The sequence below is a fragment of the Sphingomonas sp. genome (assembly GCF_039595165.1).
In the GTDB taxonomy this organism is placed as follows: domain Bacteria; phylum Pseudomonadota; class Alphaproteobacteria; order Sphingomonadales; family Sphingomonadaceae; genus Sphingomonas.
In genome coordinates this window covers 1-15,672 of the sequence record NZ_JBCNMA010000078.1, presented here as the reverse complement: position 1 = coordinate 15,672, position 15,672 = coordinate 1, and the positions used below count along the sequence as shown (strand labels likewise).

The window sequence follows — 15,672 nt, the reverse complement described above, 5'->3', positions numbered from 1 at the left end:
GCCTTCTCGACCAGCGCGGTGGCTTCGGGCGAGGTCAGGCGGTCCTTGGTCTGCGACTGGAATTGAGGTTCGCGGATGAACACCGAGAGCATCAGCTCGGAGCCGACCATGATGTCGTCGGCGGTGATGTCCTTGGCCTTTTTCTGCCCGACCAGTTCGCCGAACGCGCGGATGCCGCGCACCAGCGCCTGGCGCAGCCCCTGTTCGTGGGTGCCACCATCGGGGGTCGGGATGGTGTTGCAGTACCAGCTGTAGCTGCCGTCGCTCCACAGCGGCCAAGCCACCGCCCATTCGACGCGGCCCTGTGAGTCGGGGAATTCCTGCCGTCCCGCGAAGAACTCCGCCGTCGCGCCCTCGCGCGTCCCGAGCTGTTCCTTGAGGTGATCGGCGAGGCCGCCGGGGAACTGGAACACCGCTTCGGCCGGGGTATCGTCGGTGATCAGCGAGGGATCGCACTTCCAGCGGATCTCGACCCCGGCGAACAGATAGGCCTTGGAGCGCGCGAGCTTGTAGAGCCGTGCCGGCTTGAAGTGCATCTCGCCGAAGATCTCGGAATCGGGGACGAAGCTGACCACGCTGCCGCGGCGGTTGGGGGTGCCGCCGAGATGCTCGAGCGGGCCCAGCGTCCGGCCCTGGCTGAAGCGCTGGCGGTACAGCTGCCTGTCGCGCGCCACCTCGACCACCGTGTCGACCGACAGCGCGTTGACCACGCTGATGCCGACGCCGTGCAGGCCGCCGGAGGTGGCATAGGCCTTGCCCGAGAACTTGCCGCCCGAGTGCAGCATCGAGAGGATCACCTCGAGCGCCGACTTGTCGGGGAATTTCGGGTGCGGATCGATCGGGAAGCCGCGGCCATTGTCGCTGATCGTCAGCCGGTTGCCGGCGTCCAGCGTCACCTCGATGCGATTGGCGTGCCCAGCCACCGCCTCGTCCATCGCATTGTCGAGCACTTCGGCGGCGAGATGGTGCAGCGCGCGCTCGTCGGTGCCGCCGATATACATGCCGGGACGGCGGCGGACGGGTTCGAGCCCCTCCAGCACCTCGATCGACGAGGCGTCGTAGCTGTTGGCGGGGGTGGCGGAGGCGGGCTGGAACAGATCGGACGACATCGTCTGTTGCTATATCGTTCCACGGGGCGGGGGCAAGCGATGCCGTCGAGGCGGATGACCCGGTTTGACTCCAACCTAGGCTCGCCATTCCCGCGAAGGCGGGAATCCATTCGCTGTGACGATGCGTTCGAGCGCACCAATTACGGCATCATCCACGTCCGTAGCGACGGCGAGCGCGGCACCAACGAGGTCTATCGCTTCGCGGTCCCGGCCAACGGCGACATCGCCTTCGCGCCGAGACCGGTATCGGTCAGCGCGCCGAAGGCGGTCTAGCGCTTAGCGGACGCGCGGCCCGCCATAGGGCAAAGGCGGCGGCGGACGGCGGTCGCGGCGCGGGAGCTGCGCCTGATAGGCGTGGCCGCAATGATCGACGCAATAGGGGAAGCCCGGGTTCACCTTCTCGCCGCAGAAGTGGAAGTCGGGCTCGCCCGGATGGCCGAGCGGCCATTTGCAGATCTTGTCGTTGAGATCGAGCAGGCTGGTCTTGCCCGCGATCGCGTCGCTCGGCTTGGCCGGGACCAGGCGGCGCGGCGGCGCGGGGGCGATCGGCGGAGTCTGCTCGCCGGGGTTCTGGCGGATGAAGCCGCCGGGACCGACCGAACGCAGCACCGGGCCGTCGCTGGCGGGACGCGGCGTCGCGGCCTGCGCCGGCGCGGCCGCGGGGGCAGCCTCACGCGGTTCGGCCGGAGCGGCGGAGGCTGGTGCCGGCTTCGGCGCCGGGGCCGGCCTGGGCGCCGGCGCAGCTTCGGCGGCGGGCGCCGCGGCCTTCGCCTCGGGCGCGTTGGGCTTGACGGGCGAGGGGCGCGAGGCGAGGCCCAGGCGGTGCGCCTTGCCGATCACGGCATTGCGGCTCACCCCACCCAGCTCCTCGGCGATCTGGGTGGCGGTCATGCCGCTGTCCCACATCTTGCGCAGGGTCTCGATCCGTTCGTCGGTCCAGCTCATTCAAAACGTCCTTCATCATCCCCGTTGCGGGGGGAGGCGGGAGCCATTACCCGGCCTCACCATGGCCGAACAACCCCGTCCGCATGAAACCATCATCGCCGCCCCCGGCGTTCCGGTGATTCGCAACGTCAATTGGGGAGGGCTGTGGACGCTATATGTGAAGGAGGTGCGCCGTTTCTTCAAGGTGCAGCTCCAGACGATCTGGGCGCCGGCGGTGTCGCAGCTCCTCCTGCTGGTCGTGTTCACCACGGCATTGGGCGCGCGCGGCGAGGTTTCGGTGGGCGGAGTCGCGGTCGCGTTCGGCACGTTCATCGCGCCCGGCCTGGTCATCATGGGGATGCTCAACAACGCCTTCGCCAATTCGAGCTTCTCGCTGCTGGTGGGCAAGATCCAGGGCACGATCGTCGATTATCTGATGCCGCCCCTGTCCACCGGCGAGCTGCTCGCGGCGCTGTGCGGCGGCGCGGTGACGCGCGCCTTCTGCGTCGGCGCGACGGTGTGGCTCGCGATGCTGCTGTTCCTCGGATCGGTGATGGTCCCGCAGAACCTGCTGGCTGTGTTGTGGTTCGGTTTCTTCGGCGCGCTGATGCTCGCCTTCCTCGGCGTGCTGACGTCGATCTGGGGGGAGAAGTTCGATCATGCCGCGGCGGTGACCAACTTCGTGGTGGCGCCGCTGACCTTGCTCTCGGGCACCTTCTACTCGGTCGATCGGCTCGCGCCCGCCTTCCAGACGGTGAGCCACTTCAACCCCTTCTTCTACGTCATCTCGGGCTTCCGCTACGGCTTCCTCGGCGTCAGCGACGGCTATGTGTCGATCTGGACCGCGGGCGGGATCGTTCTGGCGATCGACGTGGTGCTCGGAATCCTCTGCTATCTCCTCCTGCGCAGCGGGTGGAAGCTCAAGAACTAGGCGGGGGTTGCCGCTCCGTTTCGGGGGCGGTAGAAGCGCGCTCCGGGCGGTCCGGCTGGGCCGCCTTTGTCGTTTCCGGAGTCCAACCCTCAAGCCTAGGAGGAGCAGTTCGATGTCGATCACCCCACTCATGCCCGTCTACCCGCGGTGTGATGTGCGTCCGGTGCGAGGCGAGGGCTGCTATCTGATCGGCGAGCGAGGCGAGCGTTACCTGGACTTCGCCGCGGGCATCGCGGTGAACGCGCTCGGCCACGGCCATCCGCACGTCACCAAGGCGATCGCCGAGCAGGCCGCGACCTTGATGCACGTCTCCAACCTCTACGGCTCGCCGCAGGGCGAGGCGCTGGCCAAGCGCATCACCGACAATTGCTTCGCCGACACGGTGTTCTTCACCAATTCGGGGGTCGAGGCGATCGAGTGCGCGATCAAGACCGCGCGCCGCTATCATTATGTCAACGGCAACCCGCAGCGGCACAAGCTGATCACCTTCAAGAACGCGTTCCACGGCCGTTCGATCGGCGCGATCTCCGCGACCGACCAGCCCAAGATGCGCGACGGGTTCGAGCCGCTGCTGCCAGGGTTCGACTATGTGAAGTTCAACGACCTCGAAGGCGCGCTCGCCAAGATCGACGACGAGACCGCGGGCTTCCTGGTCGAGACGGTGCAGGGCGAGGGCGGGATGACCGCGGGCACGCTCGAGTTCATCCAGGGCCTGCGCAAGGCGTGCGACGAGCATGGCCTGCTGCTGATCCTCGACGAGATCCAGTGCGGCTATGGCCGCACCGGCAAGTTCTTCGCCTACGAGCATTACGGCATCACGCCCGACATCATGACCGTGGCGAAGGGCATCGGGAACGGCTTCCCGCTCGGCGCCTGCCTCGCGACCGAGGAAGCGGCCAAGGGCATGGTCGCCGGCACCCACGGCTCGACCTATGGCGGCAACCCGCTCGCCATGGCGGCGGGGCAGGCGGTGCTCGACGTGATGCTCGAGCCCGGCTTCTTCGAGCATGTCGAGAAGATGGGCGAGCGGCTGCGCGCGGCGTTCGAGCAGCTGATCCCCAACCATGATCACCTGTTCGACGAGATCCGCGGCAAGGGGCTGATGCTCGGCATCAAGCTCAAGGAGCCGGCGGTGAGCCGCGAGTTCGTGGCGCATCTGCGCGACAATCACGGGCTGCTGACCGTCGCGGCGGGCGAGAACGTCTTCCGCGTGCTGCCGCCGCTCGTGATCGACGAGAGCCACATCGCCGAGTGCATCGAGAAGCTGAGCGCAGGCGCGCGCAGCTACGTGCCGCCGGCCGACGATTGATCCTTCCCGCCGGCGCCGTATGCGGCGCCGGCGGCGATGGGGAGCCTTCACATGACCTATCGCAACTTCCTCAACCTTTCCGACGCGGGACCGGACGGCGTCGCCGCGATCCTCGCCGACGCGATCGACCGCAAGCGCGCGCGCGCCGGGCTGCCCAAGGGCGCGCCCGACGCCGATGCGCCGCTTGCCGGGCACACGCTGGCGATGGTGTTCGAGAAGAACTCCACCCGTACCCGGGTGAGCTTCGAGATGGCGATCCGCCAGCTCGGCGGCAGCGCGGTGGTGCTCGACGCGGCGACCAGCCAGCTCGGCCGCGGCGAAACGGTGGCGGACACCGCGCGCGTGCTCTCGGGCTATTGCGACGCGATCATGGTGCGCACCGACGACCACGCCAAGCTGCTCGAAATGGCGCAATATGCCTCGGTGCCGGTGATCAACGGGCTGACCGACGACAGCCACCCCTGCCAGATCATGGCGGACCTCCAGACGATCCTCGAGAGCGGCAAGGCGCTGCCCGGGCTCAAGGTCGCGTGGCTCGGCGACGGCAACAACGTCCTCGCCTCGTTCATCGAGGCGGCGGGCCTCATGCATTTCGACGTCGTCGCGGCCTGCCCGCAGAGCTTTTCGCTCCCCGAAAGCGCGATCGCGGCGGGCAAGGGTCGCGCGCGCACCGTCAACGATCCCGCCGAGGCGGTCGCCGGCGCCGATGTCGTCGTCACCGACACCTGGATCTCGATGGGGCAGGCGCATGCCGAGGCCAAGCTCGCCGCGCTCGCCCCCTATCAGGTGACCGAAGCGCTGATGGCCCAGGCCAAACCGGACGCGAAATTCCTCCATTGCCTCCCCGCGCATCGCGGCGAGGAAGTGACCGACGCGGTGATCGACGGGCCGCAATCGCTGATCTGGCCCGAGGCGGAGAACCGCCTCCATGCCCAGAAAGCGGTGCTGCGCTGGTGCTTCGGCCAGATCGGCGGCGATTTCGGGTGAGTTGAACTCGCGCCCGGACCACCCCACATCCGTCATGCCAGCGAAAGCCGGCATCTCCCTCCACGAGTATTGCCCTTGTGGCACGAGATCCCAGCTTTCGCCGGGATGACGAGGAATTCACGATGACGACCCCCGCCGCCGATCTCGACCGCACGGTCAACTTCACCCTGCCGGCGCGCCACGCGCGCGGCCGCGTCGCGCGGCTGGGGCCGGTGCTCGACCGCATCCTCGAGGCGCATGCCTATCCCGCCCCGATCGAGCGTGTGCTCGCCGAGGCGCTGACGCTGACCGCCTTGCTCGGCTCGACGCTCAAGGACACCAGCGGCCAGCTCACGCTGCAGGCGCAGACCCCCGCGCAGCGCGGCGGCGGCATCGTCAAGCTGCTGGTGTGCGACTATAAGGGCGGCGAGCTGCGCGGCTATGTCGATTTCGACGCCGGGCGGCTGGCCGAGCTGGGCGAGAGCCCCTCGCTCTACGCGCTGTTCAACCAGGGGTATCTCGCGATCACCTTCGACCAGGCGGCGACCGGCGAACGCTACCAGGGCATCGTCCCGCTCGACGGCGGCTCGATCGCCGAGGCGGCCGAGAATTATTTCGACCAGTCCGAGCAGATCCCGAGCCTGGTGCGGCTCGGCGTCGGCCATGACGCCGCGGGCAAGTGCGTCGCCGGCGGGCTGTTCCTGCAGCACCTGCCCGAGGGCGAGGAGGGCGGCGAGCGGCTGCATACGCGCGACCATCATCCCGAATGGGAGCATGTCGAGGCGCTCGGCGCGACGATGGGCGCGGGCGAGCTCGCAGATCCGTCGCTCCCGCTCGAGAACCTCGTGTGGCGGCTGTTCAACGAGGAGGACGAGGTGCGCGTGCAGGGCGGGGTCGCGCTCGCGCGCGGCTGCCGCTGCGACGCCGACTATATCCAGTCGGTGCTCGCCAAGTTCAGCGCCGAGGACCGTGCCGAAATGGCCGAGGACGGGGTCATCACGGTGGATTGCGCCTTTTGCGCCCAGAAATTCCCGATCGCCGTGGGCGACGCCGCGCCACAACCATAATTGTAACGTAAACGACAGGCGAATCGTGCTAGAGGAGCGATGAAATGAAAAAACTCGCTTTGATCGGCACAGCCTCGGCGTTGCTCGTTGCTGGCAGCGGCTATGCGCTCGCGCAATCCGGCACGCTTGCCGCGCTCGCCAAGATCGAGCGCGGCGAGTGGCAGCTGCGCGCCTCGGACGGCAGCACGCGCTCGATCTGCGTCACCGATCCGCGCGTCCTGCTCCAGCTGCGCGAGCGTTCCGCGGGCTGCACCAACTTCGTCGTGGAGAACGCGGCGAATGCGGGGCGGATCACCTTCTCCTGCCCCACCGGCAAGACCGACACGCGCATCACCGTGGAAACGCCGCGGCTGATCCGCCTCGAGACGCAGGGCATCATCCGCGGCCTGCCCTTCACCGAGGAATATGAGGGGCGGCGCACCGGGGCGTGCAAGGCGGCGGGGCGCTAGAGCAGGCGAATCGCAGGGGAAGGGCGGTGGTTCGGCTTGGGGAGAAATCTAGCTGTCCCGCAACCTTGCCGCGCCCCGGCAAAGCCGGTAGCCGGAGCCGATGACCGACAATGTGACGAAGAGCGGGCCGATCGCGGTTGCCCTGGTTTCGGGCGGCCTCGACTCCTTCGTGTCCGCCGCGCACGCGCGCGCCGAGGGCTATCGCCTGCTCGCGCTGTCGGTCGATTATAATCAGCGCCACCAGGTCGAGCTCGCCGCGGCGCGGCGCATCGCCGCAGCGCTCGGCGCGGAGCGCCATGTCGTACTGCCGCTCGACTTGTCGCAGTTCGGCGGTTCCGCGCTCACCGCCGATATCGACGTGCCCAAAAGCGGGGTGGGGATGGATATCCCGGTCACCTATGTCCCCGCGCGCAACACGATCTTCCTGAGCCTCGCGCTCGGCTGGGCCGAGGCGGCGGGCGCGCGTGACCTCTATATCGGAGTCAACGCGCTCGACTATTCGGGCTATCCGGACTGCCGGCCCGAATTCATCGCGGGGTTCGAGAAGCTCGCCGAGCTCGCGACCAAGGCGGGCGTCGAGGGCGAGCCGTTCCGCATCCATGCCCCGCTGCAGCACATGACCAAGGCCGATATCGTGCGCGAGGGCGTGCGGCTCGGGCTCGATCTCGGGCTCAGCTGGTCATGCTACGATCCCGCGCCGGGCGGGCTGCATTGCGGGCTGTGCGACAGCTGCCGCCTGCGGTCCAAGGGTTTCGAGGAAGCGGACGTTCCCGACCCGACCCGCTACGCGCAGCAGCCATGACCTATGCCGTCAAGGAGATGTTCCTCACGCTCCAGGGCGAGGGGGTGAATGCCGGCGCGCGCGCGGTGTTCGTGCGCTTCGCGGGATGCAATTTGTGGTCGGGGCGCGAGCAGGATCGCGCGGCCGCGGTGTGCAAATTCTGCGACACCGATTTCGTCGGCACCGACGGGCTCGGCGGTGGCAAGTTCGCGGATGCGGACGCGCTCGCTAGCGCGGTCGAGGGCTTCTGGGGCGAGGGGGAGGAACGCCGCTTCGTGGTGCTGACCGGGGGCGAGCCGATGCTCCAGGTCGACGGCGCGCTGGTCGATGCGCTCCATGCCCGCGGCTTCCGCATCGCAATCGAGAGCAACGGGACGCTGCCCGCGCATCCCGGGATCGACTGGGTGTGCATCAGCCCCAAGGCGGGGAGCGAGGTGGTCCAGCGCTCGGGCGACGAATTGAAGCTGGTGTGGCCGCAGGCGGGCACCGACGTCGCGACGCTGGAGACCTGGGACTTCGCCCATTTCCTCGTCCAGCCGATGGACGATGCCGATGCCGCGGCGAATGTCCAGGCGGCGGTGGATTTCGCGCTCGCCCGGCCGAAATGGCGCCTGACGCTTCAGGCGCACAAGTCGCTGGGGCTGCGCTGACGCTCAGCGCTTGGGCAGGCACCGCTGCGGCGAATAGACGTCCTTGCGCCAGCATTTCTCGTTGTTGAAGATCGGCATCACCGCCAGGGGCGGGACTTGGGCATAGTACATGCTCGGGAATTGCTGTTCGCCCCAGCGGATCAGGCTGTTGCGGATCTCGCGCAGCCGCTGTGCCGCGACCTCGCCGAATTGGCCGCGCGGGGTGAACACCACCTGGGTCGAGACGTCGTCGGCCGCGGCGCAGAAGGTGAGCTGGGCATGCACCGCCGAGAAGCTCGAATAGACCCTGGTGCCGTACTGATCGAGCGCCATCTGGCCGGCCTTGGCGGTCTTGTTGGTGCGCATGAAATATTTGGTCAGCGTGGCGTAGGAGCTGTTGAGCTCGGCGGCATGGTCCTTGAGGATGGTGTTGTAGTTGGGCAGCGTCAGCAGCGTCGGTGCGAACTGGCACTGCAGCGCGGCGACGTTGAGCGCGGCGCGCAGGTTCCACACCATCGCTGCGCGCAGCTCGGGCTGGGTGGCGCCGGGCAGCGCCTGCGCCAGGATGCCGGGCTCCTCGCCGGTGACGCGCGGGCCGGAAATATCCGGACCCTTGAAATAGAATTGCGCCGATGCCGGCGCCGCACTGCATAGCGCCGCCGCCGTGGCACCCATGCAAACCAACCGCGAAACGCGCATCCTCAACCCTCTTGAACCCGAGTAACCCGCGCCCGGGTTACGGATTTTTTACCGCGCTCCCAAGCGCTTTTTGACCCCGGCTTCGTTGCGACCGTGGAAGAATCCCCGGTTTAGCCCAAGGCGGAATCGAAAGGGCCGCCCGGTTGCCGGGCGGCCCTCGACAAACTGCAATTCGCGCTGGGCGAGATTACATGCCGTTGCCCATGGTGTCGTTGCCCGTCGACATCGTGTCGTTGGCCATGCCCATGTCGTTGCCGGTGGCGCCGTCGACCATCGTCATGTTGTCGCTGGTGGTGCCGTCGAGGACCGGGTCGGTCGCGTTGACGTCCATCACCGCGGTGTTGTCAGCGGTGGTCTCGGTCTTCTCGCCGCAGGCCGAAACCAGCAGCGCGGCGCTGGCGATCATCGAACCGGCAACGGCCTTGGTGAAAAGTGAACGCATGTATGAGGCTCCCTAGATATGGACTGGGGCTGGCGCATGGCCGTTATTCCCCAAACCGGCGTGGACATTAGTCGCTTCGTGTCCGCCCCTCAACCCTGGTTCTGAACGCCACATGCGCCGCCCAGCGAGTCGAGAAACGCCGGGAACGCTAACGCCAGCGCGGCGTCAAAGGTTGCGGGCGTGATGCATTTTCCGAGCGCGGCGGCGCTGGTGACCGGGAATTCGGGCAGGCCGCACGGGACGATGCCGTTGAAATCGTTCAGGTTCGGGTCGAGATTGACGGCAAAGCCATGCATCGTCACCCAGCGCCGCACGCGCACCCCGATCGCCCCGATCTTGGCCTCCTGGCCGCCGTCGCGGGTCCAGATTCCGATCCGTCCCTCGGCGCGGAAGGCGCTGATGCCGAGTTCGGCCAGCGCCGCGATCACCCAGCCTTCGAGCGCGTGGACATAGCAGCGCACGTCCTTGTTGCGCCGGCCAAGGTCGAGCATGGCATAGCCGATCCGCTGCCCCGGGCCATGATAGGTGTAGCGCCCGCCCCGCCCCGTGGCGAAGACGGGGAAGCGCGGGTCGATCAGCTCGGCCGGATCGGCGCTGGTGCCTGCGGTATAGACGGGGGGGTGCTCGAGCAGCCAGATCAGCTCCTCCGCCGCGCCCCGCTGGATCGCGGCGACGCGCGCTTCCATCGCCGTCAGCGCCTCGGGATAGGGCACGCGTCCCTCTGCCACCCGCCATTCGATGCCGCTCTTCGTCTCCATCGCGCGCAAATGGCGCGGCTGGCGCCGCTTCGCAAGCCGGGTACAGACCCTAGTGGCGCGTGCCCCCGCGATCGGCTAACGGTTCGCAATAAGGGGTGAAACATGATCAGCATGGGTACCGTCTGGGATCGGACGGCGGAATTTCTGAGCGACAATCTGGGAACGATCCTCCCGATCGCGCTGGCCGCGATCTTCGTTCCGGCGGCGGTGAGCGGAAGCCTCGCCGAGTTGAACCGGGGCGCTTCGCCCGGGTTGGCGGCGGGGCTCGGCCTCGCGTCGCTGCTGCTCGCGATCGTCACCTTCTGGGGCCAGCTCGCGATCACCGCGCTGGCGCTCGATCCTTCGCTCGGCAAGGGCGCGGTGCCCGCCGCCACGCGTCGGCTGCCCGCCGGGCTGCTGGTGATGATCGTGCTGCTGCTCGCGGCATTGCTGCTGGCGATCCCGGTCGGCGTGATTCTGGCGCTTGGCGGCGTCGATTTCAGCGCGGCCATGCCCGGCGCGATGCCGGAAATGCCGGCCGCCGCCGCGATCTGGGTGGTGCTCTACGCGCTGGTGCTGCTGCCGGTGGCGCTGTGGCTCGCCGCCCGGCTCGCGGTGGTGCTGCCCGCGCTGGTCGGCGAGCGGCTGGGGCTCGGCGCGATCCCGCGCAGCTGGCGGCTGACCCGCGGCAGTGCGCTCAAGATCGTTGGCGTGCTGATCCTCTATGCCGTCGTCGCCACGGTCGCGAGCCTCGCCGCGACCACTGCGTTCGGCGCCGTCATCACGCTGGTCGCCGGCCGTGGCGAGGACGGGCTGTCACTTGCCACCGTCCTCACCGTGATCGTCGGCGGCGCGGTCTCGACCGCGTTCACCGTGCTCGGCACCGCCTTCACCGCCAAGCTCTTCCTCGCGCTGCGCGCCGCCAAAGAAGCTGCCTCGAAATAATGCGGCTTTCCCTAGGCAGCACGCTTGCCGATGCTGCGGCCCTGTGGCGCTCCGAGCGCGATCTCGTCGTCCGCGTTGCCGGCGTGTTCTACCTGCTGCCGATCCTCGCGCTGATCATGCTGGGAAGCGGGTTCGAGGTGCCCAAGCAGGCGACTCCCGAACAGGCATTGGAAGCGTTCAGCGCCTATTACCGCGCCAACCTGGTGTGGGTGTTCGTCTTTTCCGCAGCGCTCGAGTTCGGCACGCTGGCGCTGCTCAAGCTGCTTCTCCGGCGTGGCCATACGATCGGCGAGACGCTTCAGGCGTCCGCGCTGCGCCTGTTGCCGTTCTTTCTGCTCGGCTATGCCAACGGCGCGGTGATCCAGCTCGGCATCACGCTGTTCGTCGTTCCGGGGATCTACGTCTTCGGGCGCACCTGGATGATGGGCGCGGCCTATGCCGCCGAGCCCGAGCGTGGCCTGCTGGGCGCGGTCGAGCGCGGATTTCGCGTGAGCGCGGGCAATGGCTGGCGGATCGCCTTGCTCGGCATCGGCGTGCTGATGATCGCGGTCGCCGTCGTGCTCACGCTGCTGCTCGTCGGCCAGCCTCTCGTGGCGCTGGCGGGCGAGGCGCAATGGGCGCAGGCGCTGTTCCTGGTGCCGGTCGCCGCGGCGGGCACGGCCGCCTATATCGCGGTGACGCTGGTGCGCATCGCCGCCTATCGCCGGTTGGCGGGGTCGAGCAACGGAATGTGAGGCGCCGCGTCGCGCGGCAGATGGCCTGACAGGCGCGGATCGGGGAAGGTCTCGACCGCGCGGTGGAACGCCGCGAAGCCCGAGGCACGGTAGAAGCCCAGCGCCGAGGGGTGGTCGAGCGTGCAGGTATGCACCCACACCCGCGTGACCTCCCTGCGCCAGGCGCGCGCGAGGGCTTGCGCCATCAGCCAGCGGCCGTGGCCCTGGCCGGCCAGCTCGGGTACCAGCCCGAAGAAGGACAGCTCGCAGGTTCCGCCCTCGCGGAAATCGAGCTCGAGCAGCCCGATCTCGATGCCGCGCGGGTCGGCCACGGCGAAGATCTCGATTGCCGGATCGTGGATGATCGCGGTCAGCCGCGCCTCGTCCATGATCAGCCGAGAGAACCACAGCCATGGCGCGCCGACGCGGCGGAACAGCGCGCGGTATTTCTCCGGCGCCGGCTTCTCCCACTTCACCAGCCGCAGCGGCGAATCGGGCACGGGACGGGGGCGCGGCCGCTCGAGCATCTCCAGGCTGGTGACGATCGTCGCCACCTCGCCCGGTTTGACCGGGATCAGGCCCACGCGATCAACTCCATGTCGCCAGCGGCGGCAGGCTCATCAGGATCGCGTCGATATTGCCCCCGGTCTTGAGCCCGAACAACGTCCCCCGGTCATAGACTAGGTTGAACTCGGCATAGCGACCGCGCCATTCGAGCTGCCGTGCCTTGTCGGCATCGGTGAACGGCATGGCCATCCGCCGCCGTACGATCGCCGGGAAGATGTCGAGGAACGCGCGCCCGACATCCTGGGTGAAGGCGAAGTTCGCGTCCCAGGTCGCGTCCTCGCTGTCGAGATGATCATAGAAGATCCCGCCCACCCCGCGATGTACCTTGCGGTGCGGGATGTAGAAATAGTCGTCGGCCCATTGCTTGAAGCGCGGATAATGCGCGGGATCGTGCGCGTCGCACGCCGCCTGCATCGCCGCATGGAAGTCGGCGGTGTCCTCCTCGTAGGGAATCGGCGGGTTCAAGTCCGCGCCGCCGCCGAACCAGCGCCTGGTCGTGCACAGGAAGCGCGTGTTCATGTGCACCGCGGGCACATGCGGGTTTGCCATGTGCGCGACCAGGCTGATGCCGGTGGCGAAGAAGCGCGGATCCTCGCTCGCGCCGTGGATCGACTTGGCGAAATCGCCCTCGAAGGTGCCGCCGACGGTGGAGACGTTGACTCCGACCTTCTCGAACACGCGGCCTTTCATCACCCCGCGCACGCCGCCCCCGCCGGGCTCGCCGCTCGGGTCGGCGCGATCCCAAGCCGTGTAGTCGAACGCGGCGTCCGATCCCGCCTCGCGCTCGATTCCCTCGAACGCGGCGCAGATCAGGTCGCGCAATTGTTCGAACCAGGCGCGGGCGGTGGCTTGTCGGTCGTCGAGGGTCAGCATGCGCGGCCCCTAGCCGATCGATGTGGGGGAAGGCCAGCCGCCGGTCTGGCGCAACGCCTCGGCCAGCACGATTCCCACCGAGACCGACAGGTTGAGCGAGCGCAGCGCCGGCGCCATCGGGATGACCACCCGCGCATCGGCCCGGGCGTGGACATGCTCCGGAGCGCCCGCGCTCTCGCTGCCGAACAGCAGCACGTCGTCGGCGGCGAAGGCGAAGTCGTGCAGCGGCGTCGCCGCCTTGGTGGTCAGCAGCACGAGTCGCCCAGCCGCCTGCCGCTCGAACGCCGCCCAGTCGGCATGGCGCTCGATCTCGACATGATCGATATAGTCCATCCCCGCCCGCGCGACGCGCTTGTCGTCCCACGCGAATCCCATCGGCTCGATCAGGTCGACCGGCGTGGCGAGGCACGCGCCGATCCGCAGGACCGCGCCGACATTCCCGGCGATATCGGGCTGGAACAGGGCCACGCGCATGGCGATCCCGATAGGCAGGGGAAGGGCGCGCCACAAGCCGCCGCGATTGGCGGGTCAAAAAGGCGGTTGGCAAATGCGGCATGTGGCGTCTATCAGGCCGCCCAGCCACCGGGGGCACCAGGGGGCTTGGCGTGGCGTTCGCGCGCTCCGCCGCATCCGGTTTTCGAAGGCGCACCACGCGCCTCGGTGAATTTGAAGTGCAAGGGCTGATGCATGGCAACCGATAACGACGACGTTCCTCCGGGTGAGTCGCCAGAGCCGTTCAACGAAGGACCGCAGGATCCCCGCCGCCGCGACTATCTCGCGATCGGTGCGGTCGCCTGGGCGGGTGTCGGCGCGGGCGTCGTCGCGCTGCCGCTGGTCAACCAGATGAGCCCGTCGGCCGACGTGCTCGCGCTGTCGACCACCGAGCTCGACGTCTCGGCGATCCAGCCCGGCCAGTCGGTCAAGGCCAGCTTCCGCAAGCAGCCGCTGTTCGTGCGCAACCTGACGCCGAAGGAGATCGCCGAAGCGAACGCCGTTTCGGTCGACGATCTGCGCGACCCGCAGACGCTCGCCGAGCGGACCAAGGCGGGCAAGGAGAACTGGCTGGTGACGCTCGGCGTCTGCACCCATCTCGGCTGCGTGCCGCTGGGCGCGGGCGAGGGCGAGAACAAGGGGCCGTTCGGCGGCTATTTCTGCCCCTGCCATGGTTCGGCGTACGATACCGCTGCCCGCATCCGCTCGGGCCCGGCACCCAAGAATCTCGAGGTGCCGCCATATGAATTCATTTCCGACACCGCGATCCGGGTCGGCTGAGGGGCGAACAGGCAATGAGCTTTCCCTGGGCTAAGCAGTATGAACCGAAGCACCCGCTGATGAAGTGGGTGGACGACCGGCTCCCGCTTCCGCGCTTCGTCTACAACGCGGTCGGCGCCGGCTATCCGGTGCCGCGCAACCTCAACTATTTCTGGAACTTCGGCGTGCTCGCCGGGATGTTCCTGGTGATCCAGATCGTCACCGGCATCGTGCTCGCGATGCACTATGCGGCGAATGCCGGCATCGCGTTCGACAGCGTCGAGCACATCATGCGCGACGTCAACGCCGGCTGGTTCCTGCGCTACGCGCACGCCAACGGCGCGTCGATGTTCCTCCTCGTGGTCTACATCCACATCGCCCGCGGCCTGTGGTACGGCTCGTACAAGGCGCCGCGCGAGATGGTGTGGCTGCTCGGCGTGGTCATCTTCCTGCTGATGATGGCCACCGCCTTCATGGGTTATGTCCTGCCCTGGGGCCAGATGAGCTTCTGGGGCGCGCAGGTGATCACCGGCTTCTTCTCGGCGATCCCGGGCGTCGGCGAGACGATCCGCATCTGGCTGCTCGGCGGCTTCGCGCCGGACAATGCCGCGCTCAATCGCTTCTTCTCGCTCCACTATCTCCTGCCGTTCGTGATCGCCGGCGTGGTCATCCTCCACATCTGGGCGCTGCACATCCCGGGTTCGTCGAACCCGACCGGCGTCGAGGTGAAGAGCGAGCAGGATACGGTGCCGTTCCACCCCTATTACACCGCCAAGGACGGCGTGGGCGTGGGTGTGGTGCTGCTGGTGTTCGCGTCGCTGATCTTCTTCGCGCCGAACCTGCTCGGCCACCCGGACAACTATATCCCGGCCAACCCGCTCTCGACCCCGGCGCACATCGTGCCGGAGTGGTACTTCCTGCCCTTCTACGCGATCCTGAAGTCGTTCACGATCGACTTCCTGTTCCCGGCGAAGCTGTGGGGCGTGCTGGCGATGTTCGGCTCGATCCTGCTGCTGTTCTTCCTGCCGTGGCTCGACACCTCGCCGGTGCGCTCGGCCAACTACCGGCCGACCTATCGCTGGTTCCTGCTGGTGCTGCTGGTCGACGTGCTGGTGCTGGGTTACATCGGCGGCGCCGCACCGTCGCCGGGGGTGATCCTGATCGGTCAGATCGCCACCGCTTATTACTTCCTGCACTTCCTCGTGATCCTGCCGATCGTGTCGGCGATGGAGCGTCCGCGTCCGCTGCCCAACTCGATCACCGAAGCGGTGCTCGCGGGC

General features: G+C 68.0%; 20 protein-coding genes. 12 read left to right on the top strand and 8 right to left on the bottom strand.

Annotated elements, in window-relative coordinates:
* Positions 1 to 1,109, bottom strand: a 1,109-nt coding sequence (locus ABDV68_RS12935) for an ATP-binding protein (RefSeq protein WP_343520423.1), incomplete at its 3' end; no start/stop codon positions are given.
* Positions 1,110 to 1,163: 54 nt separating this feature from the next.
* Here ABDV68_RS12935 and ABDV68_RS12930 point away from each other — a divergent pair.
* Positions 1,164 to 1,382, top strand: coding sequence for a hypothetical protein (locus tag ABDV68_RS12930; RefSeq protein WP_343520422.1), 219 nt, complete (start codon positions 1,164 to 1,166; stop codon positions 1,380 to 1,382).
* 3 nt (positions 1,383 to 1,385) lie between these two features.
* On the opposite strand, the gene ABDV68_RS12925 is transcribed toward ABDV68_RS12930, so the two are convergent.
* Positions 1,386 to 2,054 carry a GcrA family cell cycle regulator gene (locus tag ABDV68_RS12925; RefSeq protein WP_343520421.1) on the bottom strand — a complete coding sequence of 223 codons (669 nt, stop codon included), beginning with the start codon at positions 2,052 to 2,054 and terminating at the stop codon, positions 1,386 to 1,388.
* 61 nt (positions 2,055 to 2,115) lie between these two features.
* On the opposite strand from ABDV68_RS12925, the gene ABDV68_RS12920 reads away from it, so the two are divergent.
* From ABDV68_RS12920 to queE, 7 genes are all read left to right on the top strand, one after another.
* Entirely contained in the window at positions 2,116 to 2,964 is an 849-nt protein-coding gene (locus ABDV68_RS12920) for an ABC transporter permease (RefSeq protein ID WP_343520420.1), read from the top strand.
* 112 nt (positions 2,965 to 3,076) lie between these two features.
* On the top strand, positions 3,077 to 4,273 hold the full coding sequence (locus tag ABDV68_RS12915) for an aspartate aminotransferase family protein (RefSeq protein WP_343520419.1): 1,197 nt from the start codon (positions 3,077 to 3,079) through the stop codon (positions 4,271 to 4,273).
* A gap of 51 nt (positions 4,274 to 4,324) precedes the next feature.
* Positions 4,325 to 5,260, top strand: coding sequence for an ornithine carbamoyltransferase (argF, locus tag ABDV68_RS12910; protein ID WP_343520417.1), 936 nt, complete (start codon positions 4,325 to 4,327; stop codon positions 5,258 to 5,260).
* A 122-nt stretch (positions 5,261 to 5,382) separates the two neighbouring features.
* Complete coding sequence (locus tag ABDV68_RS12905; protein ID WP_343520415.1) at positions 5,383 to 6,306, top strand: Hsp33 family molecular chaperone HslO; 924 nt, start codon at positions 5,383 to 5,385, stop codon at positions 6,304 to 6,306.
* A 44-nt stretch (positions 6,307 to 6,350) separates the two neighbouring features.
* Positions 6,351 to 6,755 (top strand): hypothetical protein, encoded by a 405-nt coding sequence (locus ABDV68_RS12900; RefSeq protein ID WP_343520414.1) that lies wholly within the window; start codon positions 6,351 to 6,353, stop codon positions 6,753 to 6,755.
* Positions 6,756 to 6,855: 100 nt separating this feature from the next.
* Positions 6,856 to 7,557 carry a 7-cyano-7-deazaguanine synthase QueC gene (gene queC, locus ABDV68_RS12895; RefSeq protein WP_343520413.1) on the top strand — a complete coding sequence of 234 codons (702 nt, stop codon included), beginning with the start codon at positions 6,856 to 6,858 and terminating at the stop codon, positions 7,555 to 7,557.
* Entirely contained in the window at positions 7,554 to 8,186 is a 633-nt protein-coding gene (queE, locus tag ABDV68_RS12890) for a 7-carboxy-7-deazaguanine synthase (RefSeq protein ID WP_343520412.1), read from the top strand. The genes queC and queE overlap by 4 nt, the downstream gene beginning before the upstream one ends.
* A 3-nt stretch (positions 8,187 to 8,189) precedes the next feature.
* Here the strand turns inward: queE and ABDV68_RS12885 are convergent, their stop codons facing one another.
* The 3 genes from ABDV68_RS12885 to lipB all read right to left on the bottom strand — a co-directional run bounded on the left by ABDV68_RS12885 (position 8,190) and on the right by lipB (position 10,064).
* The gene (locus ABDV68_RS12885; protein ID WP_343520411.1) at positions 8,190 to 8,840 is read right to left on the bottom strand and encodes a hypothetical protein; all 651 of its coding nucleotides are present in this window, start codon (positions 8,838 to 8,840) and stop codon (positions 8,190 to 8,192) included.
* A 211-nt stretch (positions 8,841 to 9,051) separates the two neighbouring features.
* Positions 9,052 to 9,306: a hypothetical protein gene (locus ABDV68_RS12880; RefSeq protein WP_343520409.1), complete on the bottom strand. Its 255-nt coding sequence runs from the start codon at positions 9,304 to 9,306 to the stop codon at positions 9,052 to 9,054.
* Between the two features lie 89 nt (positions 9,307 to 9,395).
* Positions 9,396 to 10,064: a lipoyl(octanoyl) transferase LipB gene (gene lipB, locus ABDV68_RS12875; protein ID WP_343520408.1), complete on the bottom strand. Its 669-nt coding sequence runs from the start codon at positions 10,062 to 10,064 to the stop codon at positions 9,396 to 9,398.
* 102 nt (positions 10,065 to 10,166) lie between these two features.
* On the opposite strand from lipB, the gene ABDV68_RS12870 reads away from it, so the two are divergent.
* A complete protein-coding gene (locus tag ABDV68_RS12870) occupies positions 10,167 to 10,988 on the top strand; it encodes a hypothetical protein (protein WP_343520407.1) in 822 nt (273 codons plus the stop codon).
* Positions 10,988 to 11,722, top strand: coding sequence for a hypothetical protein (locus tag ABDV68_RS12865; protein WP_343520405.1), 735 nt, complete (start codon positions 10,988 to 10,990; stop codon positions 11,720 to 11,722). Before ABDV68_RS12870 ends, ABDV68_RS12865 begins: the two co-directional genes overlap by 1 nt.
* On the opposite strand, the gene ABDV68_RS12860 is transcribed toward ABDV68_RS12865, so the two are convergent.
* From ABDV68_RS12860 to ABDV68_RS12850, 3 genes are read right to left on the bottom strand one after another with little or no spacing between them, the layout of a single operon-like run.
* Positions 11,686 to 12,285 (bottom strand): GNAT family N-acetyltransferase, encoded by a 600-nt coding sequence (locus tag ABDV68_RS12860; protein ID WP_343520403.1) that lies wholly within the window; start codon positions 12,283 to 12,285, stop codon positions 11,686 to 11,688. The two genes, ABDV68_RS12865 and ABDV68_RS12860, sit on opposite strands and share 37 nt — an antisense overlap.
* 4 nt (positions 12,286 to 12,289) lie before the next feature.
* Positions 12,290 to 13,141, bottom strand: coding sequence for an oxygen-dependent coproporphyrinogen oxidase (hemF, locus tag ABDV68_RS12855; RefSeq protein ID WP_343520402.1), 852 nt, complete (start codon positions 13,139 to 13,141; stop codon positions 12,290 to 12,292).
* Between the two features lie 9 nt (positions 13,142 to 13,150).
* Positions 13,151 to 13,615: a tRNA (cytidine(34)-2'-O)-methyltransferase gene (locus tag ABDV68_RS12850; RefSeq protein WP_343520401.1), complete on the bottom strand. Its 465-nt coding sequence runs from the start codon at positions 13,613 to 13,615 to the stop codon at positions 13,151 to 13,153.
* Between the two features lie 213 nt (positions 13,616 to 13,828).
* On the opposite strand from ABDV68_RS12850, the gene petA reads away from it, so the two are divergent.
* Together petA and ABDV68_RS12840 are read left to right on the top strand one after the other, a co-directional pair.
* The gene (petA, locus tag ABDV68_RS12845) at positions 13,829 to 14,413 is read left to right on the top strand and encodes a ubiquinol-cytochrome c reductase iron-sulfur subunit (RefSeq protein ID WP_343520400.1); all 585 of its coding nucleotides are present in this window, start codon (positions 13,829 to 13,831) and stop codon (positions 14,411 to 14,413) included.
* 14 nt (positions 14,414 to 14,427) lie between these two features.
* On the top strand, positions 14,428 to 15,672 hold a 1,245-nt coding region (locus tag ABDV68_RS12840), incomplete at its 3' end, for a cytochrome b/b6 (RefSeq protein WP_343520398.1).